This is a genomic window from Alcanivorax sp., assembly GCF_019431375.1.
Taxonomy (GTDB): domain Bacteria; phylum Pseudomonadota; class Gammaproteobacteria; order Pseudomonadales; family Alcanivoracaceae; genus Alcanivorax; species Alcanivorax jadensis_A.
The window spans coordinates 379,943-403,105 of record NZ_CP080267.1 but is presented as its reverse complement, the minus strand read 5'-3'; the positions used below and the strand labels follow the sequence as shown (position 1 = coordinate 403,105).

Annotated in this window: 19 protein-coding genes; 2 read left to right on the top strand and 17 right to left on the bottom strand. The window is 57.8% G+C overall.

Going from position 1 to position 23,163, the window contains the following annotated elements:
- Window positions 1-7: 7 nt before the first annotated feature.
- The 4 genes from KZ772_RS01770 to KZ772_RS01755 form a co-directional block, all read right to left on the bottom strand.
- Complete coding sequence (locus KZ772_RS01770) at window positions 8-3,841, bottom strand: Ig domain-containing protein (protein ID WP_290538179.1); 3,834 nt, start codon at window positions 3,839-3,841, stop codon at window positions 8-10.
- Complete coding sequence (locus KZ772_RS01765) at window positions 3,838-6,546, bottom strand: carboxypeptidase regulatory-like domain-containing protein (RefSeq protein ID WP_290538178.1); 2,709 nt, start codon at window positions 6,544-6,546, stop codon at window positions 3,838-3,840. Before KZ772_RS01765 ends, KZ772_RS01770 begins: the two co-directional genes overlap by 4 nt.
- Before the next feature lie 170 nt (window positions 6,547-6,716).
- Window positions 6,717-7,268 (bottom strand): DUF1285 domain-containing protein, encoded by a 552-nt coding sequence (locus KZ772_RS01760; protein ID WP_290538177.1) that lies wholly within the window; start codon window positions 7,266-7,268, stop codon window positions 6,717-6,719.
- Window positions 7,265-7,900: a TetR/AcrR family transcriptional regulator gene (locus tag KZ772_RS01755; RefSeq protein ID WP_290511076.1), complete on the bottom strand. Its 636-nt coding sequence runs from the start codon at window positions 7,898-7,900 to the stop codon at window positions 7,265-7,267. The genes KZ772_RS01760 and KZ772_RS01755 overlap by 4 nt, the downstream gene beginning before the upstream one ends.
- Before the next feature lie 153 nt (window positions 7,901-8,053).
- On the opposite strand from KZ772_RS01755, the gene KZ772_RS01750 reads away from it, so the two are divergent.
- Together KZ772_RS01750 and KZ772_RS01745 are read left to right on the top strand one after the other, a co-directional pair.
- A complete protein-coding gene (locus KZ772_RS01750) occupies window positions 8,054-9,160 on the top strand; it encodes an aminotransferase class V-fold PLP-dependent enzyme (RefSeq protein ID WP_290538176.1) in 1,107 nt (368 codons plus the stop codon).
- 36 nt (window positions 9,161-9,196) lie between these two features.
- On the top strand, window positions 9,197-10,039 hold the full coding sequence (locus tag KZ772_RS01745) for a hypothetical protein (protein ID WP_290538175.1): 843 nt from the start codon (window positions 9,197-9,199) through the stop codon (window positions 10,037-10,039).
- Here KZ772_RS01745 and KZ772_RS01740 read toward each other — a convergent pair.
- The 13 genes from KZ772_RS01740 to plsX form a co-directional block, all read right to left on the bottom strand.
- Entirely contained in the window at window positions 10,004-11,641 is a 1,638-nt protein-coding gene (locus tag KZ772_RS01740; protein ID WP_290538174.1) for a serine protease, read from the bottom strand. The two genes, KZ772_RS01745 and KZ772_RS01740, sit on opposite strands and share 36 nt — an antisense overlap.
- 281 nt (window positions 11,642-11,922) lie before the next feature.
- The gene (gene rmuC / locus KZ772_RS01735) at window positions 11,923-13,260 is read right to left on the bottom strand and encodes a DNA recombination protein RmuC (RefSeq protein WP_290538173.1); all 1,338 of its coding nucleotides are present in this window, start codon (window positions 13,258-13,260) and stop codon (window positions 11,923-11,925) included.
- Complete coding sequence (locus KZ772_RS01730; protein ID WP_290538172.1) at window positions 13,257-14,048, bottom strand: TatD family hydrolase; 792 nt, start codon at window positions 14,046-14,048, stop codon at window positions 13,257-13,259. The genes rmuC and KZ772_RS01730 overlap by 4 nt, the downstream gene beginning before the upstream one ends.
- A 178-nt stretch (window positions 14,049-14,226) precedes the next feature.
- Window positions 14,227-14,574 (bottom strand): PilZ domain-containing protein, encoded by a 348-nt coding sequence (locus KZ772_RS01725; protein WP_062816575.1) that lies wholly within the window; start codon window positions 14,572-14,574, stop codon window positions 14,227-14,229.
- A 90-nt stretch (window positions 14,575-14,664) separates the two neighbouring features.
- Window positions 14,665-15,672 (bottom strand): DNA polymerase III subunit delta', encoded by a 1,008-nt coding sequence (locus KZ772_RS01720; RefSeq protein ID WP_290538171.1) that lies wholly within the window; start codon window positions 15,670-15,672, stop codon window positions 14,665-14,667.
- The gene (gene tmk, locus KZ772_RS01715) at window positions 15,663-16,289 is read right to left on the bottom strand and encodes a dTMP kinase (protein WP_290538170.1); all 627 of its coding nucleotides are present in this window, start codon (window positions 16,287-16,289) and stop codon (window positions 15,663-15,665) included. Before tmk ends, KZ772_RS01720 begins: the two co-directional genes overlap by 10 nt.
- Window positions 16,286-17,344, bottom strand: a complete 1,059-nt coding sequence (gene mltG, locus KZ772_RS01710; protein ID WP_290538169.1) for an endolytic transglycosylase MltG — start codon at window positions 17,342-17,344, stop codon at window positions 16,286-16,288. The genes tmk and mltG overlap by 4 nt, the downstream gene beginning before the upstream one ends.
- A gap of 171 nt (window positions 17,345-17,515) precedes the next feature.
- Window positions 17,516-18,316, bottom strand: coding sequence for an aminodeoxychorismate lyase (gene pabC, locus KZ772_RS01705; RefSeq protein ID WP_290538168.1), 801 nt, complete (start codon window positions 18,314-18,316; stop codon window positions 17,516-17,518).
- Window positions 18,316-19,554 (bottom strand): beta-ketoacyl-ACP synthase II, encoded by a 1,239-nt coding sequence (gene fabF, locus KZ772_RS01700; protein ID WP_290538167.1) that lies wholly within the window; start codon window positions 19,552-19,554, stop codon window positions 18,316-18,318. Before fabF ends, pabC begins: the two co-directional genes overlap by 1 nt.
- A 245-nt stretch (window positions 19,555-19,799) precedes the next feature.
- Entirely contained in the window at window positions 19,800-20,033 is a 234-nt protein-coding gene (gene acpP / locus KZ772_RS01695) for an acyl carrier protein (RefSeq protein ID WP_290509459.1), read from the bottom strand.
- Between the two features lie 186 nt (window positions 20,034-20,219).
- Entirely contained in the window at window positions 20,220-20,951 is a 732-nt protein-coding gene (gene fabG / locus KZ772_RS01690) for a 3-oxoacyl-ACP reductase FabG (protein ID WP_290538166.1), read from the bottom strand.
- Window positions 20,952-20,953: 2 nt separating this feature from the next.
- On the bottom strand, window positions 20,954-21,883 hold the full coding sequence (gene fabD, locus KZ772_RS01685; protein ID WP_290538165.1) for an ACP S-malonyltransferase: 930 nt from the start codon (window positions 21,881-21,883) through the stop codon (window positions 20,954-20,956).
- Window positions 21,884-21,968: 85 nt separating this feature from the next.
- A complete protein-coding gene (plsX, locus tag KZ772_RS01680) occupies window positions 21,969-22,994 on the bottom strand; it encodes a phosphate acyltransferase PlsX (protein WP_290538164.1) in 1,026 nt (341 codons plus the stop codon).
- Between the last annotated feature and the right edge of the window lie 169 nt (window positions 22,995-23,163).

Genomic DNA, 23,163 nt, shown 5'->3' with positions numbered 1-23,163 from the left:
TTCCCCCTTACTGCCCCAATACGTCCAGAGTGGTCCCCACAGGGCCGTATTCCACCAAGCCTTGATCTGTGCCGACGTCGATTTTCCCCTGCAATCTGATTTCCCCAGGCTGGTCCGGCAGCCTGACCCAGAATTGCCATTGCTGCTCCTGGCCTGCCTCGATATGGAAGGGCCAAAGAAGGCTGCCATCATCCGCTAGGCGGCCTGTACCCGCGTCAACTGCCTCGGTGCCAGACGGCAAGATCAAACTCACCTGACCCGCCACAGGTAGACCCTGGTTGGTCAGCGTTAAGCTCAACGGGATCACCTTTCCTGCCACGGGAGACAGCGCTTGCGGGTGGATATGATCGAGAGCATGGGTAATCAGACTTGCCTGGGTACTTTCAAGCCCCGCGACAGTGGCTTCCGCCAGGACATCGAAGCCCATGTAGACGCCCCGCCCCTGCCCATAGGCATAGTCGGTGACGGATACGCCCCCTGACGGCAAATAATGCGCCAGCGCATTGGCGCCATTCAGTTGTACACGCAGTGGTTTGCCGTGGAGAGCCAGAGAAAAGCTGTCCTCTCCGGCATGGATGGGCGAATCACCCAGAGCGATCCCCCGAACTTTGGGTAGCTTGCCACGAGCGCTGATGCCCAAGGCTGATTCCAGCCGGCCATTACGCTTGTCGTGATACCCGGCATAGAGCAGTCCGGCGCCATCAGCTACGGCCTCGACCAGCTCATGTTGTGTGCTTTCCGGTATTTTGACCGCTTCATGGAACAAGCCATAAACGGTATAACCACCGGTCTCGAACTCGCGAACGAAGTCGTCCGCCGTGCTGACCAAGGTATAGGACCAACCAGCCTCTTCCAGCAATTGCTGCAGGAAGCGACGCTGAGACAAGGCGGTGGGTGCGCCATCCGAGTCATAGGGTTCAGCGCTATCAATCGCCAGCACCTGATCTATGATATAGCTTTCCTGTTGCAACCCGGGATACAGCGATTGGCAGTCAGGGGTCAGCAGTCCACTGTCATGCAAAACGGGATTACCATTCTGCCAATGGGTTGCCACAACCCGGACAGGAGACGACAACTCTGCCTGGTTAACTGGCGCCAACGTGAAGGCCACATGGCTGGCACTGCTTCGCAGTATTGCCACATCGGCCTTGGTGCCCGGGTTGTTGTTAAGTACGCCAGAGGCTTGGCCTATCGACACCGTTTCAGCATCAAGAAGATCGCCGCCGGCGGAGTAGACTTCCAGCAGGACCTGATCCCGGGGAAGCAGCACGACATCAGGCTGGAAGTGCAGATCCAACTGACCCACACCCTGACAAGATCCTACTGCCGCCCCATCGACCAAGGCCAGCAGGCGCCCCCTGCCCTCAAGGGCAAAGGCTGCTGGTAGTTTGTCGGCGATGGAGAAGGTACGAGAGGCAAGAATACGCTCATTGCCACCCACATGAGTTGTAAGGACAGCCGCATAGGTCGCACCAATGGGGGCCAAGGCAAGCCACGACTGGCTACTTGCATCACTCTCCTCAATGGGGAGTTCATCCACACTATTTTGCCACTGAGCGACTACTTGTTCTGTTTCAGGGTCGACAATGGAGAGAGTTACCGGGACATCCGCCATGTCCGCGTTACCCTCATTACTCACTGTAGTATTGATAGTCAGGTACTCGGATCGAAACACCGGATCCGCATTGATCTGGATATCACCCTGCAACCCTGCGCCATCCATCGCAGTTGACAGGACTTCAAAGCCGGTATGCGCTTCTGCCAGCAGGCTTTCCTGCTGATCACGCACCTCCAGGGTCAGGGTATAGTCGCCTGGGCTGACGCCATCCAGCTCAATACGGTATTCAATATCATGGAACCCCTGCGGACCGATTTGTGGCAGGTTTGCTTCCTGCTCCCAAACCTTTTCGCCATCTGGCGCATACAACGCGGTGTGGGCCAAGGCTTCATTTAACTGCGCATTCAATGCCGGATTACTAATGCGGTCCTGAACTGTCACTGTTTCGCCCGGGAAGTAACCAGGCTTATCGGTATGGATGCTGGCCGCGGTTTGCGCCTGATCAGCGGAGACTATCTCGAATGGGCTTACCGCTTCATCGATCTTCAATCCATTCTGATCGAACAATGCAATGTGGGCCACATATTCACCGACATAAGCAGACCCTGTGTTCCAGGTAACTGGGGAAAGGGTTTTATGCTCTCCGTCAGACAAATAGATATCACTGAAATAGCGGACATCATTAACCAGATTTCCCGCAGCATCATGGATGGAAATCTGTGCATCTACCACTGAATCGAAACTGCTCAGACTGGTTACCGTCGAGCCTATTTCGACAAGCTGATTCGATGAATAAGTAAACCGATCGGTAGTGATAGATTGTTTGTAGGCGGATGCCAACACCTTAGCGAATTGCGGCTCCAGGTCTCGACGGACTCGGTTGCCGTTTATATCTTCATAGGTAAGCACAATAGATTGGGTTACCAGCCGATCCTCTCCCGGTATGGGATTACGAAGCAGCACGCCGAAATCCAGGGCAGCCTGCTCCCCCGTACCAAAGGTAGGGAAATCCCACTCGACCCGGGTTCCATTCTCATCACTTTCAATGCGGTCAGGCGGCACCTGGAAGCTACCCGAATTTATCTCAATGTCGGTTTTCCCCAGCAGCGCCGACACAGTTACATCGCGGATTTCTGCCTCGATAACCTTGATTTTAACGGGATGAGGAAGCGCAGCTCTGCCACGATCATCAATTGCAGTGAAGGTAATGATATGTTCGCCCTGCTGGGCCTCTGTTGGAGTCCAGTTCAGTGTCCCCGTTGCCGGATTCCCCGGCATTGACGTCAAGTTGGCCCCTGAAGGCAGGCCAACATGATCTACAGAAACGGCATCCGAAGTATCCGGATCTGTTGCTCTAAGATCTAATGAAAAGGGCCTGTTAGCTGGTGCCAAAATTGTAGTATTCGCTGGCGGAGTAGGTGGAATAGTGAATTGAGGTGCCGCATTATCGGCAAAATCCTGTACCTGAATCAGGAAATCGATCGCCGTTGAGCTTTTGGCTTGGCCATCGCTACCGATATCTTCCATTTTCACTTGCAGTGCATACATGCCCAAAGCAGCGCTGGATGGAATTTCCCATCGAACAATCCCCGTTTCAGAATCAATCTTGATTGGGAATGAGCTCCCCCCTGGCAGTGCCCCAATCGAAGACTCCGAACTGGGAGAGAAACTCCAGCGAAGAGGATCTCCATCATCGCGTGCAGGAACGGAGAATGTGCAAACGTCTCCACGTGGGCAAGTCACAATCGGAGGAAGATTGCTGGAAGGAGGGGTATTCGGCACTGACAGATCCACTGACGCACGCACCAGGAAACTACTTGCCGGGTTACGCAATCCACCAATCCTGCAACACCCACTCGCACTCATGATCCATGGCTGACCATTTGTGTTAACCGGTGCAGGATAGGTTTTTCGAATTGCACTATCGCCCGTCTGGGTTGATTTGCTTACGGCAACCACCCAGTCTTGAGCCGCACTGTAGGCGACAACCTCGAAATTTATCGACCCTAAAGAGGTACCATCACCAAAGTTCAAACGCGCACCAGGACGAATAATATCGCCTATTTGAGGGCGCCTATCTGGAGCACTTCCCCGAAAATAGCTGCGTCGCCATGCGGTGGTGAAGGAAATATCAATCGTATTTTCCGCTATATCAGGCCTTGGCTCCCAAGTCAGATGGCCGAAGCGAAAATGAGAGGCTTCCACTCCACGCATCAACATCAGCAGGATTAAACCCGCCAAGATTCTTACCATGGTTTTAAAAGCTATATTATTCTGCTTCATTGCGCCTCTCCCCTAAGACGAACTTCGACCCCCATATTTGTATCGCCCTCCGGCACAACGACTGAGGGAGACAACCCCTGCTCAATCTCCAGACGAGTACCTGGTGCAACATACAATGGCGCTCCCTGAATAGCCTTTGGCTGCACACTTCCTGCCTGCACGCGGATGGTGTGTTCTCCAGGGTGTTCAAATGTCAAAGGCACAGCATCTAGAACGGCACGTTTTTGAGGCTGGCCAGGTTCAAGCTCAATAGCCCACTGGCCATTGTGCATAACTTTTCCATCAGGCGAGACAAGTTGAAAGTCCCCGGATAAAGAAGATGGCATATTGGAGTAATGCAAAGCCTGTACAGAAAAAGCGACATCTTCTGTGGCACCTTGGGTGGTGTATGTAGGCTCCGGTTTGATGATCAGTAGCTCAACGTTTTGCGTTGCCACTACCGAAATCGTGACCTCATGCTCTGCCAACACAGCCCCTTCAGAGGCATCTACGGCTTGAACCACGATGCGATATTCCCCAGGCGGGAATGCATCGGTATTCCAATTGGCGGGCACAATTTCTTGCTGACCAGGCTCCAGTGTAATGAACGCTTCTGTATCACCATGATGGTGATGGCTATGACCATCATGTCCCTCTTCCAGATCAACAGCCGGATACTGTTCAAACAAATCACCATTACTACCAAAAACATTGACATAAAGGCGTACTGTCCTTGGTCTATCTCCCTGATTCCTCAATGTACTTTCAAGAAGTACAGCGTTATAAGCCTGATATTGATTCCTGTCCGTGGTCAGCGCTTCAAATCCAACCCCTTCAACTGATGCTTTTTGCAAGGGAATATCCAGATTGATGTTACCCGGCTCCTGTATCGTCAAATTCATGGCTGCGGATAGGTAACCAGAAAAAGAGGCGCGGATATCAAACTCCGTCACACTGATTCCTTCCAGCCTATAAGCGCCCTCAGCATCGCTAACTGCCTCAACTCCAGCAGCGCTAACTTTAGCACCGGATAACGAAGCACCAGACTCACTGTCTTTTACCTTTCCAGAAATCGTCGTCGTTGCACTCTGTTTTCGAAGAGCAACAACGCCCAAATCGTTACCTCCTACTGCCGGAATAAAACCGATCACCGTATTTTCGTAGCCGGACATAGATAATTGAACTTGAGTTTCTTCCACTTCCAGGCCTTCAAGTATGAAAGAACCATTGCTTGAGCTTTTTGCACTAAGCCCTTTTTCCAATACTTCTACTGATACGTTCCCTAACCCTTCGCCGGTATCAGAATCAACAACCTTGCCCTGAACGGAAACATCCTGAGGAGGAGGATTGCCTTCCAGATAAAGTACGGGAGAGAAATTAAGGTGGCTTCCAGCCACAACAGAAGCGGCAGCAGTGACCGTTACATAGCCCTCCGAACTGACCGCTAATTGAATGTCGCCTGGCAAGGAAGACAGAGCGTACCGGCCATTTTCATCCGAAACGGTTTGCCCGGCTGAAGCCCCAGCCAAAGAGACCTGCGCTCCGGGAATTGGAATCCCTTGGGCATCCCTTATCACCCCACTGATGAGCCCGCTATCAGGTAGCGGGCTCATTTCAATAGTCCCTACACTCAGGTGCTGGCCTGCCCCAACGCGGCCACTCTGATTCACCCCCTGAAACCCACTAGCTTGATAGGACAGGGTGTAATCATACGGCTCCATATCGGTCAGCCGGAAACGGCCATCTTGGCCACTTTGTGCGCTATAACTACTATCTCCCTGGGCAGTGACTACTACGTTTTCTATGGGCTGGCGGGTATTGCTGTCGATGACCTGCCCCTCAATGCTTCCAGCACTGGGGTCAACGGGTTCTGGAGCGGTGGAGACTTGATAAAGGGCGCGCAACGCCAGAGCTGTAGCAAACGCATCACCGCCCCAGCTGCCATTCTCTGCCTGACCGACCTTCAGGTTTTCCAGGCCCGTTTGGTAGCGAGTGCTGTCGGTAATGACAGGAATAAGAGCCTGCAATGCCAATGCAGTCTCCACGATGCTTCCCCAGCCATCACTACTCTGATTAGCGAGAAGATATTCACTAGCTGCAGATATCGAGGCCCCGACAGGATATCGGAACCGGTAACGCTGCAAAGCCTGGCTGGTTATCGCCGTTACGTAAGTGCTAGTAAAATTGGGAGCTTCAGACCAACCGCCATCTGCTTGCTGATTTGAAAGAAGAAAAGTGATGGCTCGATCAAGCTTGTCAGGCGACACAGAATCTCCTGATGCCCATGCATTAAGAGCCAATGCAGTATTCAGCACACTCCCATCATGACCCGGATAGCCTCCAACACCGCCGTTGTAGGCGATTCGTTCTGACACAATGCCAGAATCGATAGTATCCGTTAGCCCGAATTGCTCAGCCAGAAGATCCATTCTGGAATGGAATTCAGAGTGGGAAGAGAGATCAGACTGCAACAAGAAGCCTACTCCCGAGTCACGCTGTGTATCGGATAGGCTTTCCAAGTCGCCTAATGCCAATAGTGACTCAATCGTTGCCTGGTATTCAGTCGAACTCGTCTGATCTGTATAGAAGGCGCCATCCTGGCGTTGCTGCTGCTTTAGCCACTCGACTCCTGAAGGAGTGCTTGCCCAAGCTCCAGAAATAAAGAGAAGGCAGAAAGACAGAAAAAGATAGTAAATACTTCCTAATGAAGCGCCCCGCATCCCCATGCAGCCCCCTAGATTATTAGTCTATTAACCAGCAGGGGCAGAGGCTAGCAGCTGAGCCTATCCAGAGTAATGGGGAATAGATCAAGAGAGCGTAAGAGATTTCCTACATGCGCTGCCCATGAAATCGACACTTATCGCGCAGCTATTAATTATTCATTATTAACTATTAATTACCCCAAGCTGCCCAACTCAAAGCGCCGACCATTACTCTCCACAAACAACTTCCCCTCTTCCTCGAACGCCCAATCCACCAGCTGATAAAACGCAGAACGACCAATCAGGGCTTCCAGGTTTTCGCGGACTAGCAGATACGGTGACGGTTCGCCGGTTTGCGGGTCGGTTTCCACGCGTAGGGGGTGGTTGTCGCCCGCTACCACATGGCTGCCCACATTGGTGGTGAACACCAGTTTGCTCGTGCCGCCCTCTTCCAGGCGCTGTACTTCCACCGCCACAAAAGGGGCATCGTCCACCTGGATGCGCAGTTTTTCCACCGGGGTGATCAGGAAGTAGTCATCGCCTTCGCGCAGCAGGATGGTGGAAAACAAGGTCACCATGCGTTCGCGCTGGATGGGGGAATTCTGGTAGTACCAGGTGCCATCCCGGGCGATGCGCATGTCGATATCCGCATGGCGCTCCGGTTTCCAATGGTGCACCGGCGGCAGACCAGTTTCATCCTTGTCTGCCTTTTCCAGCAGCGCCAACAGTTCCTCCGCCTGTTTCATCGTGGCCCCCGTTGACCCTTGTTGCCCATGCGAATGCCGATCTCGATAAGGAAATCCAGGAAGTCATCCTTGTCGTCAATCAGTTTCTGGTAAAACGGCGATTCCATCAGCGCCACGGCACCATGGGCCAGCGCCCAGGCAGAGCAGATGTGATAGATCGGGTCCACATCTTCCAGTGACCCTTCGGCAATACGTGCCTTGACGATGTCGGTGAGGCGGGCAAAGTTGGCTTCGCGAATGCGGTGCAGCTTATCCACCAGTTCCGGCAGTGCATGGTCCTTGATCACCTTGTTCTCAAGGCGATCGAACAACTGGTAACGCTTGGGATCGCTGATCCGGAAACGGAAGTATTCCCGTGCCAGCCGTTCCTTGTCATCACCGCCGGAGATGGTCTGGAATACCTCGGCCAGATCTTCCTCGTAGCGGAGCATCAACAGCAGGTAAATCTCGTTCTTGGTCTCGAAATGCTTGTAGATGGTGCCCTTGCCGATACCGACCCGGTCGGCAATCATTTCCACGGTCACACGGTCTTCGCCCTCTTCCAGGAAAAGCTCCAGGGCTGCATCTAGAATCTGGCGCTCCCGTTGACGAAATTCCTGCGCCTTGCGCGTGGCTTTTTCCAGGTCACCCATCTATTTCTCCTTGGCGGACATGAAGCCGGACTAAACAGTCGCAATTCTAACGTATTCCATTTTTATAAGCATATCGAACACAGGCCTGTATGAATGAAAGAGCCCACAGCGTTAGCATAGCGTCATGTCTTAGCCGCCAAGCCCGGAGACTCCATGACTCACCCGGAATTCCCCCATCGCGAGGATCTCTTGTATCTCAACCATGCTGCCGTAGCGCCCTGGCCAGTTCGCACCCGGGATGCGGTAGCCGCATTCGCCGATCAGAACTGCGAAATCGGTGCCCGTGATTACCCCCATTGGCTGAAAGTGGAGCAGCGCCTGCGCGAAAGGTTGTCCACGCTGATTGGCGGGGTCAGCACCGACGAGATCGCCCTGCTGAAAAACACCTCCGAGGGGCTGTCGGTGATTGCCCAGGGCATTGACTGGCAGGCCGGCGACCAGATCGTGATCAGCGATCAGGAGTTCCCCTCCAACCGTATTCCCTGGGAGGCCCTGGCGGATCAGGGCGTGGACGTGGTTACCGTGAGCCTGGATACGCCGCAACCGGAACAGGCGGTGATTGATTCACTGGGGCCGCGAACCCGGCTGGTCTCGTTGTCTGCAGTACAGTACGGCACCGGGCTGCTGATGGACATGGCCCCCATCGGCGCCGCCTGCCGAGAACGGGACATTCTGTTCTGTGTGGATGCCATCCAGATCCTCGGCGCCCTGCCCTTTTCCGCCGAGCAGGCCAAGGCGGACTTTGTAGTGGCCGACGGTCACAAATGGATGCTGGGCCCGGAGGGGCTGGCATTGTTCTATTGCCGCCGGGAAGTGCAGGACAGGCTGACCCTGCGCCAGCACGGCTGGCATATGGTGGCCAATGCGGGTAACTACACCACCACCGACTGGCAAGTGGCCAATAACGCCCGCCGTTTCGAATGCGGCAGCCCCAATATGCTGGGCGCCCATGCCCTGGAGGCATCCCTGTCCCTGCTCGAAGAGGAAGGCATGACCCAGGTGGCGGCAGCCCTGCAAGACCGGGTTCAGCGGCTGATCGACGGTCTGCGGGAACGGGGTGCCACCTTGCTGAGCCCCACGGACCGGCAACGCCGGGCCGGCATTGTCACCTTTTCCCTGCCCGGGGAAGCGCCGTCAGACACCTTCCAACGTTTGCGCCAGGCCGGGGTAGTCTGTGCGGAACGCGGTGGCGGGGTGCGTTTTTCGCCCCATTTCTATACCGACTATTCGGTCATCGACCGGGCCCTGGCCTTGTTGTAAGCTCCAGAACCTCTTTTTTTCACACACGGAGCCACCATGAGTCGACAACTGGCCTTCTACCAATGGATTTGCCGCCGCCTGCAGCGCGACGAGCAGTTCAGTGGCCAGCCCAGTGCCGACCTGGACAGCCTGCGCACGGTACTCAAACCCTGTGATGTGCTGCTGGTGGCCGGCCACAGCAATGTGGACCGCACCTTCAAGGTAATCGGCGACAGCCGCTTTGCCCGGGCGGTGCTTTATATCGGTCGGCTTCATGACGTGGCAGACCCGGCCCTGCGCGCCCTGCTGGCGGATTACACCCCCTGCGAACCGGATACCCAATTGGTGATTGATGCGCGGCTGGAACGGGGGCTGATCGTGGAGCCCCTGTCCGCCCTGGAAGGTCGGCAGATCCGTGTCTGCCGGGCCCAGGGGCTGAGCGACAATGAAGCCCAGGACGTACTGCGATACGCCATCAGCCGCATCGGCGCTGGCAGCAGCCAATCCTGGGGGGCGCTGGCCTTGCTGACCCTGATGCCCTGGCGATGGCTGCCGCTGCGCTGGCGCATCGGCCTGTTCCGGCGCTGGGCCGGGGAGCTGACCCGGGCACTGACAGGCACCGTGGTCGCCGATGCATTCAGCTTCGTGCAATTTCCGGTGCTGCCGCTGGTGAAAGAAGACCGTTCCGGCAGCCGCCTGCTGCGACTGCAACCGCGGGCCATCACCGCTGCGGATTTCGATCACTCACCCTACTTCGAGATTATCAAGGCGCCCTTCCAGTTGACGGAAATCCCCAAGGGAATGGATGCGGTTCCCTGGAAAGGCAATCAGGGGGCGCTGGCGCCGGAGCGCCAGCGCCACTTGTCACTGGTGGAGCCGTCGAGCGGCAACCAGAGCTAGCCCCAGCAGTCCCAGAAACGACAGGCTGCCACCCCCACCGCCACCACCGCCGCCACTCTCTGGCGTGGCACTACCTCCACTGCTGGCGCTGCGCGCCTGGGCGGGTCGGGTGTACGCCTTGGCATCGCCGGCGGGGAAATCCCCATTATCCGTCCACACCTGCACGGTCATGGGATCATAGCCGTCACCGGAGAGCAGCAGTTTCTGCGCCGCCGACTGACCGGGTGCCAGGTCCCCCAGACCGCACTGGACACTGCGACTGCCACTGCAGTTTTCCGGTAACTCCACGGTCTGCCAACCACTGGGCAGCGAGAAGCCCACCCTTACCCGGGCCGCACTCTGGTGCGTGGCCACATTACGTACCAGGGCATCGACACGCACATGACCATCGCTCCCCCGGTTGGTGGTCAGGCTGAGCACCACATCCGGCTCATTGCTGAATACCAGATTGAATGACTCGCTACGCAGGCTGAAGTAATCGTGGGAGTCGCTGATCGGACTCACCCGTATCTGGTCTGCCCATCGTGTGGACGCTTTCAGAGTCATGGCATAGCTGGCGCTGGTCTGCCCCAGAGCCAGGAAGAGACTGCTTCGACAGTCGGTGTAGCCCGTATAGCTTCGGCACGACATCCCCGGAACCGATACGGACAGACCGGGTTGATGCTCAATACGCAGGCCCACATTGTAGGCGTCGTTACGGGTACTGGTGTTGGCAATGCGTGGGTACAGGGTTACCGCACTGGAGGTGTTGCGGTACTTGTCACCGTTCAGGCCTTCGGTCTGCAGATCCACCAGCCCGCCGGAGGTGGTCTCTTCCAACCACGGCAGATAACGATCCACACGGCTGTAAACCGCCGGCACCCCATCGGTGGCGCAGGTTTTATGACCGTAGCTGGTCACCCCCACCAACCACTGGTGGCCATCCTTGCGGTAAACCAGTGGCCCACCGCTGTCGCCCCGGCAGGAATCCTGCTTCTGGCCCTGGGGATTCATCTCGCCGGCACAGATCTGGTTGCCGGTGATATTGCTCCACTGGCTGGCGCAGTAGTCTGGCGAGACATAATCCAGATCCACTTTTTGCAGGGTCTCGGTCAGGGCATGGCCATCGGGGCTGGTGGAGCCCCAACCCAGCACTTCCAGGGCTTCATCGTGGCTGCCCGCCGCCAGCTCGGTCACGATATGGGGCTTGGCCATATCCAGCGGTGTGAACCGGCTCGGCGCCGCCAGCTTGAGCAGTGCCAGATCATTGTGGAAGTGGGTGGCGTTGTAAGAGGGGTGCACCTGCAGTTCGGTGACTGCCAGTTGCTCCGGGGCTTGCGTGGTAGTGCGGTTAACGCTGCCCAGGGAGACGAACAACATGTCTGCCTCGACATTTTCCACACAGTGGGCGGCGGTCAGCACCCATCGGGGGGCAATCAGGGTGCCACCACACAGCGTCGCCGCAAAATCGGGATTGCCGGACCGACTGATTTCCACCTCGGCCATCCACGGCCGTACCTGTGTGACATCCTGTCCCCCGATCACCCGGGGTTGGGCTTCCAACGCCGATACCGTCTGAACCAGACCTGCCCCCAGTAGCAGGGCCACCATCAAACGATACATAAGATTACCCTCAGTTAGCGTTTCGTTACGCAACGCATACTAACTAAGGATTTCGGCCTATACCTGTGACCTGGTTCTGATATTAGAACGATGGCACCCAGGTACCAGAAGATAGTGAAAAATGACTGTTGAGTCCCGTCATTTTGTCGCAACTTTCGTCGCTTTTTGCGACAGATACCGTCATATTGCGCGAAGTTTTACTGCATATTTTTTATCATGCAAAACACTTTGCATTAAAGCAACCTTTTACAACATTCACACCGCATTGTCCGACTGACTCATCAGTCGGCACTGTTGTCCTGCAGGTCTTCGGTGTCTTCTTCCTCTGCCGGTGCCGGCAGGCTGCGGCGAGCCTTGGCACCCAGCTCTTTCAACTGATGCGCCTGGCGCAGCAGGTTACCATTGCCACTGGTAAGGCGTTTGCGAGTCTGCTCCCAGGACGATGTTGCCTTGGCAAGCTTGTCACCCACGTCTTCCAGGGATTCCGTGACCAACGACACCTGATCACAGATTTTTCCGGCACGGGCGGCGATATCCAGCGCATTGCGGTTCTGGTACTCATAGCGCCAGATGTTCTGGATGGTGCGCAACGTCACCAGCAAGGTGGTGGGGCTGACCAGCACGATGTTGCGGGCGAAGGCATCGGTGTAGAGGCTGGAATCCTGCTCCATGGCCACCATGAAGGCACCTTCGATGGGAATGAATAGCAGCACGAAGTCCAGGCTGCGAATCCCTTCCAGGCCGCTGTAATCCTTGATATCCAGCCCCTTGATATGACTGCGCAGGGACATCAGGTGATCGCGCAGGGCCTGCTCCCGTTCTTCACTGGTGGAGGCCGATGACAACCGCTCATAGGCCACCAGGGAGACCTTGGCGTCGATCACCACGTCCTTGTTTTCGGGCAAATGAACAATGGCATCGGGCAGGCGCCGCTGGCCGCTTTCGTCTTTCAGGGTGACCTGGGTTTCATACTCGCGCCCACGGGTCAGCCCGGAGGATTCCAGCACCCGCTCGAGGATCATTTCCCCCCAATTACCCTGGGTTTTCACCTGACCTTTCAGGGCATCGGTGAGGTTGCGGGCGTCCTCGTGCATCTGCTGGTTGAGGCTGCGCAGCTGGCCCAATTGTTCAATCAGGGAGGCCTGGGCGCGGGTCTCGTCACTGTGGATCTGGTCGACCCGGCGGCGGAAGTCCGCCAGTTGCTCGCGGAACGGCTTGAGCATGCCGTCCAGCCCCTGCTGCTGCTGTTCCTGCAGCTGCTTGCCCCGTTGTTCGAAAATACGCGCGGACAGGTTTTCGAATTCCTGCTTGAGCTGTTCGCGGCTCTTCTCGGCAAAGGTCAGTTTTTCTTCCTGGCCGGCCAGCCGCTCTTCCAGCCGTGCCTTGTCCGAGGCCAGCTGCTGCAGACGGGACTCACTGTCCTGCAACCGGCGCTGGCTGGTTTCCAGCTGCTCACGCAGCAGCGGTACCTGGGCCAGCGGTTCGGACAGCGCCTGCTTCTGGGCCACCAGCTCCGCTTCCCGGCCAGCGCTACGACGGCGCTCGATCAACAGCACCAGCAGCGCCGCAAAGACCGCACCGCCAAGGGCGGCCAGCCCCAGCATCACATTCGGATTCATGGTTGCGCCTTGTTGAAGAGAGTAAAGAAATTGTCGCGGGTAATGCGCGCCAGTTCGTCCACGCCGACGCCCTTGAGTTCCGCCACACACTCGGCCACCTGGGCCACATAGCGGGGCTCGTTGGGCTTGCCCCGGAACGGTACCGGCGCCAGCCAGGGGGAATCGGTTTCGATCAGCAGACGCTCCAGCGGCAGGGCTTTGACGGTGTCGCGCAGGGTCTCAGCATTGCGGAAAGTGATAATGCCGGAGATGGAAATATAGAACCCCAGGTCGATAGCTTGCTGCGCCATATCCAGGTCTTCGGTAAAGCAATGCAGTACACCGCGCACCTGCCCCTGGCCATGTTCCCGCAGCAGCGCCAGGGTATCGTCCTTGGCGCCACGGGTATGGATCACCAGCGGCAAGCCGGTCTCACGCGCCGCCTGAATATGAGCGACAAAATAACGTTGCTGCCAGTCCCGCTGTTCTTTGGCGTAGAAGTAATCCAGTCCGGTTTCACCAATCGCCACCACCTTGGGGTGCGCCGCCCTTTCCACCAGCTCACCGACCTGGGGTTCACGGGATTCCTTGTAGAGCGGATGCACGCCAACACTGGCGTAAACATGATCATGCTGCTCGGCCAGTGCCTGCACATCGGGAAAGCTTTCCAGATCCACGCCAATGCACAACATGTGGCTGACGCCCGCCTCGGCGGTGGCGGCCATCATGGCATCAAAGTCCCCGTTATGGGCGTCCAGATTGAGGCGATCCAGGTGGCAGTGGGAATCCACAAAAGCGACATCAGACATTCAATGCTCCAGCATGACAAACGCGGGCATTGTAGCGTAGATGGGCGATAGGCACGACGACTGACGCCGGGTGCCTGACGCAAAAAAGCGGCAACCCCTACCGGGGAAAATTGCCGCTTTTGGCCTTTGAAACTGTCTGGCCCTGTTTGGGGTTTTATAGCCTCAGACGTCTGACGCCCTACATCGTATGTGTCGGACGGTCGGATTCCAGAGAGCCGGCCAGGTGGTTTTCAATGGTGACCCGGGCGGTGTCGTCCTGGTCGGAGAACTGCACGCCGATACCGGCGCTGCGATTGCCCTGGGCCCCTTTCGGTGTGATCCAGACCACCTTGCCAGCCACCGGGATCTTGTCCGGCTCATCCATGATGTTGAGCAACAGGAAGATTTCCTCACCCAGCTTGTATTGCTTGTCGGTGGGGATGAACAGGCCGCCATTGGTGATGAAGGGCATGTAAGCGGAATACAGTACCGCCTTGTCCTTGATGGAAAGCGACAGGATGCCGCTGCGGCCGCCGGGCATTTTCATAGGGGGTGCCTCGTGTGACATACCAGCTGGCCGCTCACCCATCAGCGGCACGGCACAACCAGTAAGACTTTATTATTAATAAGGTAAAGATTAGTGGGCTGCCGCCGCAGCGTCAACGCCCACCAGCACCAGCAACCACTGTTCGTAGAGCAGGTCCTTGTTGGGGTTGGCGCCGGACATCAATGCCCGTCGCCCTTCCAGGATCCGCTGGGCAGCGCGCAACAGGCGGGCCGGCGGTACCGCCCGGGACAATCGGGTCAGCAAGGGCGCCAGTGACGGGTCCGCGCTTTGCTGCCCGGAATAGGCCTGATTCAGGCAGCGGGACAGCCAGCCATAGATCACCCCGGCCATTTCCGTTGGATCATGCTTTGACAGCATCGGTGAGGCCTGGGACACGGACTGACGCCCTTCCGCCACTGAGACCAGCACTTCCAGCAAACGGGCCCGGTCGGCAAACCACTCGGCCTGCTCCAGGGCCAGGGCTCGCAGAGGCGCCCCCTGGGCCGCATCCAGCAGCGAGCGGGCACTCTCCCCTACCTGGCTCTGTAACCACTCCAGTGCCTGCTCCTGGGGCGGCAGCGGCAGGATACGCTGCTGACAACGGCTACGAATGGTGGGCAGCAACAGGGTCGGCTGATCGCAGACCAGCAGCAGCAACGTCTGGCCACCGGGCTCTTCCAGGGTCTTGAGCAGGGCATTCTGGGCGTTGCGGTTGAGCGCCTCCGCCGGCGCCACAATCGCCACCCGGTAGCCGCTGTACTGAGCGGTGCGGGTGGCAAAGCCCACCAGCTTGCGCACCTGATCAATCTTGATGACCTTGCTCTTGTCTTCCGGGCTGAGCCGGTGCAGGTCCGGGTGGGTGCCTGCGGTACTCAACTGGCAGCCCTGACACTGACCACAGGGCAGACCACCGGCAGGTTTGTCACACAGCAATGTCTGCGCCAGTGACTCTGCCAGCCGCAGCTTGCCGATCCCTTTCGCGCCAGTGATCAGCAACGCATGGGGAAGGCGCCCCTGCTGATGCTGATCCAACAGCTGGGCCATAGTGTCCTGATGCCAGGGACACGGTACCTGGATACGTGCGCGCTCTACGACCATGTGAGCATTTCCTCCAGCAGTGGCTGTAGCTGGGCACGGACCTGCTCCAGATCGCATGAGGCATCCAGCACCCGAAAGCGGCCCGGCTCGTTGCCGGCCCGCTGCTGATAACACTGGCGAATCCGCTCGAAGAACGCCCGGTCTTCCTGCTCAATGCGGTCCAGCGCCGCCCGTTTGCCGGCACGGGCCATGCCCACCTCCACCGGCACATCAAACAGCAGCGTCATGTCGGGTTGGGTATCGCGTACCACCAGCTGCTCCAGACGGGCGATGGCATCGCGATTGAGGCCTCGCCCTGCCCCCTGATAGGCCCAGGTGGCATCCACAAACCGGTCGCTGAGCACCCAGTCGCCCCGCTCCAGGGCCGGACGGATTTTTTCTGCCAGGTGCTGGGCTCGGGCAGCGAACACCAGCAGCAACTCGGTGTCATCCGCCATTCTTTCATCGGTAGGCGCCAGCAGCACATTGCGGATGGATTCCGCCAACGGGGTACCGCCCGGTTCGCGGGTCACCAGCACGGTCTTGCCGGCCTCACGCAACTGACCGGCAAGCCAGTCCAGATTACTGCTCTTGCCGGCGCCTTCGCCGCCTTCCAGGGTGATGAAACGGCCCTTCACTGTGAGCCCCCCGGTGAGGAACGATAGCCTTCGCGGCGGCGTAGCTGATACTCGCGCACCGCTTTCTGATGCTGGGCCAGGGTTTTGGAGAAGTAATGGCTGCCATCCCCCCGGGCAACGAAGTACAGGGACTCGGTTTCCGCCGGGTTTACCGCCGCCTGAATGGCTTCCTCCCCAGGCATGGCAATGGGCGTGGGCGGCAAGCCGGAAATTGTATAGGTGTTGTAGGGGGTGTGGCGGCGCAGATCGGAACGACGAATATTCCCGCTGTAAGCCTCACCCATGCCGTAGATCACCGTGGGGTCAGTCTGCAGGCGCATGCCCTTGCGCAACCGGTTGGTAAAAACGCCGGCAATTTCCGGGCGCTCATCGGGCACCCCGGTTTCCTTTTCAATGATGGACGCCAGAATCAGCGCTTCGTAGGGACTGTCGATGGGCAGATCATCGGCTTTCTGTGACCAGGCCTCCTCCAGCAACGTTTCCTGCCGCTCCAGCGCCCGCCGCAGGATGGTCAGGTCAGAGGTGCCACGGGTATAAAAATAGGTTTCCGGTGCAAACCAGCCTTCCGGGTGCTGATCCGGGCGACCCAGTTTTTCCATGACCTGGTCATCGGTAAGACTGTCCAGGGTATGGGTCAGGCCTTCCTGAGCAGCCAGCCGCAGGCGCAGTTCACGAAAATTCCAGCCTTCCACCAGAGTCAGGCTGCGTTGAATCACTTCTCCGCGATCCATTTTTTCCAGCAGACTGAGCAGAGAGTCGCCAGGCCGCAAGCGATATTCCCCCACATGCATACGCCCGTCCATGTCGGTCAGACTACTGTAGATACGCGCACCCAAACGGCGAAAATCCGCCTGATAACCGTCACCCAGCAAACCCTGTTTTTTCAACCCGTATAGAACCTGGCTTAACCCCGAACCACGCTGAACCTCGACGACTCGTGGCTCTGTCAGCGGCAAGGGCTGATGCAGGTAACTACTGATCCAGGCTGTTACCAGAGGAACGGCCACCACCACCAGCACAACCAGCAGTCCGAAAATTCGAATTTGTTTACGCATGAGAGAAATTGTAGGGCCTGTTTTGCGGAATGAAATAAATTCTTTGCCAGAGCAGTAACGATAGCACTGCGGGAAACATAAGGCAGAAAGGAAAGCACAAACTGCTCAGACGCACTTTCTTCAAAGGGTGGCTATCTTGCCCCTGATTATCTCACACAGCCTGCCAGCGGGTTAACGTGACAGAAAAAGGGCATCTGCAGAGCGCTGCAATTGCAGCACGGAATCCGGTACCGGCCACTGCCATTGCGCCAGTTTACGCACCGGTAGCACGCCGACAACACTGTTGCACAGAAACAGCCCCTGAGCGCCGTGGAGCTGTGACAGCGGTCGCAGATCACAGACCACCTTCTCTCCCCGCCCGGTCAAGTGCTCACGGAGCCACTCACGCATCACCCCGGCCACACCAGCACGGGCCGCCTGCAGGTCCGGCGTCCACCAGTAGGCCTCAAACCGGGCAAACAGATTCATGGCCGTGGCCTCCAGGGGTTGTCGGCGAGGGCTAAGCAACAGCCCTTCGTGCCAGCCCTGACGAGCCACCTCACGGCGGGCCTGTACCTGGGGAAGACGATTGAGATGTTTGAGCCCGGCCAGGGACTCCGGGTGCAATGGCTCATCACACAGGCCCAGCACAATGCCCTGCTCTCGGAGCTGATCGGACCAGACCGGCAGCGCCCCCGCCTGCCATAGCAAGGTTGGCTGTGGGTTCGAGGGAGGCAGGTAACCACGCCCCCCCGGCCCCCGGGTCAGGGTGAGTTTGACCACACCGGGCTTGCCACCCAGAGCAGCAACCCCCTCTTCAACAACCGACAGATAACGGCTTTCCGGCAGGGATGGCAGGCCCAGCACCCGGGCACCGTGCTGCAAACGCCGGTGATGCCCAGGCCAAAGAGGCACCGCACCATCCGCCGTCACCCTCAGGGTTTCAAACAGCCCGTCGCCATAGGCCAGTCCGCGATCACGGGGATTGAGCATCACACCTTCTTGAACAGCAGGGTTCCGTTGGTACCACCGAAACCGAAGGAGTTGGACAGGGCATAGTCGATGTTCCGCTGTTGGGCCGTATTGGCCACCAGGTTCAGATCGCAGCCTTCGTCCGGATCATGCAGGTTGATGGTGGGCGGCGCGATGGAATCACGAATGGCAAGGATGGAGAAGATTGCTTCCACCGCACCGGCCGCACCCAGCAGGTGACCGACCATGGATTTAGTGGAGCTCACCGCCAATTTCTCGGCATGTGCACCAAACAGGGATTTGATGGCGGCAATTTCTGCCAGATCGCCCATCTGGGTAGACGTGCCATGGGCATTGATATAGTCCACCTGATCAGCGGAAACCCCGGCATTGCGCAGGGCATTTTCCATGGCTTTCATGGCGCCCACGCCGCCTTCTGCGGGTGCGGTGATGTGATAGGCATCATCGCTCATGCCGAAACCGGCCAGCTCCGCATAGATGGTGGCGCCACGGGCCTTGGCATGCTCGTAATCTTCCAGCACTACCGCACCAGCACCGTCGGCCAGCACAAAACCATCACGACCCTTGTCCCAGGGACGGCTGGCACCCTGGGGATCATCATTGCGGGTAGACAGTGCCCGCGCTGCGGCAAAGCCACCCATGCCCAGTGGCGTGGAGCCTTTTTCGGCGCCACCGGCCACCATCACGTCCGCCTGGCCCAGCATGATCTGCTGGGCGGCAAAGCCAATGTTATGGGTGCCGGTGGTGCAGGCAGTCACGGTGGCGAAATTGGGACCCTTCATGCCGTACATGATGGCCAGATTGCCGGCAATCATGTTGATGATGGTGCCCGGCACAAAGAACGGGGACAACTTGCGCGGGCCGGAATCCAGCAGCTTGCGGTGGTTGTCTTCAATGTTGGTCAGGCCACCGATGCCGGAGCCAAACGCCGCACCCACCCGGTCACCGTCTTCCTTGTCCATATCCAGGCCGGCATCGCGGATGGCCTGAATCGCCGCCACCAGGCCGTACTGAATAAAGACATCCATCTTGCGGGCGTCTTTCGGGGACAGGTAATCGGCAATGTCGAATTCCGGTACCAGGCCGGCAAAACGTGTGGAAAAAGACTCGGTATCGAAATGCTCAATGTTACGGATACCACTCTTCCCCGCCTTGATACCTTCCCAGGTGGAAGCCACATCCGCTCCCAGCGGCGTCAACATTCCCAGACCTGTGATCACTACTCGCCGTGACGTCACCCGAATACCTCCCATCCTTTATTTTTGGGGTACTACCTTTCTATGCGACAAGATTACTACAAAGCACCGTTATGCTCGTCGCCGTTGTGTAAGCAAAATCAACATTGAGCTCATGCCTGAACCCGAAAAGCGCCGTTCACCCTGCCTGATTATGATGACAACCGAACGACCTCTTCAGCGGCAACAAAAAAGCCGCAAGTTCATGGAACCTTGCGGCTTTCTCGATGCTGCGTCAGCGACTGAAATCAGCTGTGGGACTTGATGTAATCCACAGCGGACTGAACGGTGCTGATTTTCTCCGCTTCCTCGTCCGGAATTTCAGTTTCGAACTCTTCTTCCAGGGCCATCACCAGCTCAACGGTGTCCAGGGAGTCGGCACCCAGATCTTCAACGAAGGACGCTTCTGATTTTACGTCTTCCGGCTTAACACCCAGTTGTTCAACGATGATTTTCTGTACGCGTTCTTCGATGCTGCTCATGATCCTATAACTCTCCTGATTAATGGTGTGCTAGCACCTGTCAGCGGCTATTCTAGGTGAACGCTGTTTGCGCTTGCAACCCAACCGAGCCAGTGCCGTAAACTCAAGTTTTTCCAAATATTTTCTTCTGCAAAAACAGTGTATTAGACCGCTTTTCCAGAAACCCTCCGGTGCCCACTTGTTGAGCTATCCGGTAAACATGCCGCCATTGACATGCAAAGTGGTGCCGGTGACGTAACCGCCACCCTCACTGGCAAGCCAGCCAACAGCGCTGGCAATTTCCCCGGGCTGCCCCAGACGGGCCAGCGGAATACCCGCCAGAAGCGCTTCCTTCTGTGCTTCCGGCAGAGCCTCCGTCATGTCTGTCTGGATAAAGCCAGGCGCCACGGAATTCACTGTGATGTTACGTGAGCCAAGCTCCCGCGCCAATGCGCGGGTGAAACCTTCTACCCCGCCCTTGGCTGCGGCATAGTTTGCCTGGCCCGCGTTACCCATGGTACCGACCACGGAACTGATATTGATAATGCGCCCCCAGCGGGCCTTGGTCATGCCTTTCAGGCAGGCCTTGCTGACCCGATAGAGGGAATTGAGATTGGTATCGATGACATCATCCCACTCGTCATCTTTCATGCGCAGCATGATGTTGTCGCGGGTAATACCTGCGTTGTTCACCAATACCAGCGGTGCACCGAACTCGTCATTGATGCTTTTCACCGTGTTGATCACGGATTCCTTGTCGGTCACGTTCAGCACCTTGCCGGCACCATTGGCACCCAGCGCATCACCGATGGCGGCAGCGCCCTTTTCCGAGGTGGCAGTACCAACCACGAAAAAGCCGTCTGCGACCAGCTGTTCGGCGATGGCACGGCCAATGCCGCGGCTGGCGCCGGTGACCAGCGCGATTTTCTTTTCTGACATCCTTATTCCCCTTTCAGAGCAACCTCGAAGGCTTCTCCGGTTTCCAGCGGACGGGCAGCAATCTCCCGGTCGATCCGTTTGATCAGACCACTGAGCACCTTGCCCGGCCCACATTCATACACATGGCTGACGCCCTGCTCTTTCAGCGCCTGGATGGTTTCCACCCAGCGCACCGGCGAATAGAGCTGACGGATCAGCGCCTCGCGGATCTGTTCCGGCGCGGTTTCCATGGCCACATCCACATTGTTGATGACGGGCATTTCCGCTGCATGAAAGCTGGTGGCGTTGAGGGTTTCTGCCAATTGATCCGCGGCGGGCTTCATCAACGCACAGTGGGAAGGCACGCTGACGGGCAAGGGCATGGCACGTTTTGCTCCCGCTTCCTTGCAGGCAAAGATGGCACGTTCCACTGCGGCCGCCGAGCCGGCAATCACTACCTGCCCTGGCGCATTGAAGTTCACCGCTTCCACCACATCACCTTCCGCAGCCTGCGCACAGGCTGCGCGGACCTGGTCATCATCGAGGCCCAGCACTGCCGCCATCTTGCCCTCGCCTTCAGCCACGGCCTGTTGCATCAACTCGCCGCGGGTACGCACCAGACGCACCGCATCACCCAGGGTCATCACACCGGCACAGGTCAGCGCGGTGTACTCGCCCAGGCTATGGCCAGCCAGGAAATCGGGGCGCGGACCACCGCTCTGTTCCCACAGCCGCCACAAGGCGACACCGGCAGTGAGCAAAAGAGGCTGGGTGTTTTCGGTCTGGTTCAGGGCTTCCTGGGGGCCATCCTGGCAGAGGGCCCAGATATCCAGGCCAAGGGCGCCGGAGGCTTCCTGAAAGGTCTGCTTTACCGCCGGACGGTCGGCAAAATCAGCGAGCATGCCAAGGCTCTGGGAGCCCTGACCGGGAAAAATAAAAGCAGTTTTGGACATTCACTATCCCCTTAAATGAACAGGTCGCAGTATGCCGGCTTTGCGCTTTGCTGTCCGGCTCACCCTGCAACAAAGTATGAATGTGCTATTCGGCAGCGTTGCTGCCTGCTGGCGCCAGGGCATCGCGGATCAGCGCCGGCACATTCCGGCGGGCTTCCAGTTCGGCCACTTCCAGGGCACTGGCGAAACCTTCCACGGTGGTGCCGCCATGGCTTTTCACCACCACGCCCCGCAGCCCAACCAGGCTGGCGCCATTGTAACGGTCCGGGTCCATACGCGATTTCAGGCCGCGAAATACCGGCAAGGCCAGTAATGCTGAAAGCTTGCGCAGCCAGGAACGTTCCGCCTCTTCACGGATCATGTTCTTGAGCATCTTGGCCACGCCTTCCATGGTCTTGAGCGACACATTGCCCACGAAACCATCGCACACCACCACATCCGCTTCACCGGCGAAGATGCCATCACCTTCAATAAAGCCGGCGTAGTTGATGTTCGGCGCATCCCGCAGCAGGCCGGCGGCTTCCTTGATCTGCTCGTTACCCTTGATGTCTTCCTCGCCGATATTGAGCAGTGCCACCCGCGGGTGACGCACGCCATCCACGGCATTGACCAGGGCCTGCCCCATCAGGGCAAACTGCAACAGGTGCTCGGGCTCGGAGTCCACATTGGCGCCGAGATCCAGCATATGACAGTGGCCGGACACGGTGGGAATGGCAGTACAGATGGCAGGGCGATCCACCCCGGGCAGAGTCTTGAGCACGAAGCGGCTCACAGCCATCAAGGCACCGGTATTGCCGGCACTGACCGCCGCCTGGGCACGCCCTTCCTTGACCATATTGATGGCCACTCGCATGGAGGAGTCTTTTTTCTGGCGCAGGGCCACCGCCACCGGGTCATCCATGGCCACCAGTTCGCTGGCAGGCTGGACAGTGACGCGGGCATGGCCGTCGAGGCCGGCCTTTTTAATGGCTTCAGCCAGCGGTTCGGGCTGGCCGACGAGAATAATGTGCAGATGTTCCTGGCGGGAGAGCATTGTTGCCACGGCGGGCACTGTCACGGCAAGCCCGTGATCTCCCCCCATGGCATCCACCGCCAACGTCACAACCGACATGGGCTGTTTCCTTGTTATCAATTCAGCGGCGGACATTCTGACAAATTTCCGCCCGTGGAAACATGGTGACTTCTTATTCGCTTACAAAAATAGCCACTTACAAAAAATCCTCCCGAAGGAGGATTTTCAAGGTGCCCAACAGGCACACAGCAAAACGGGAGCCCGAGGC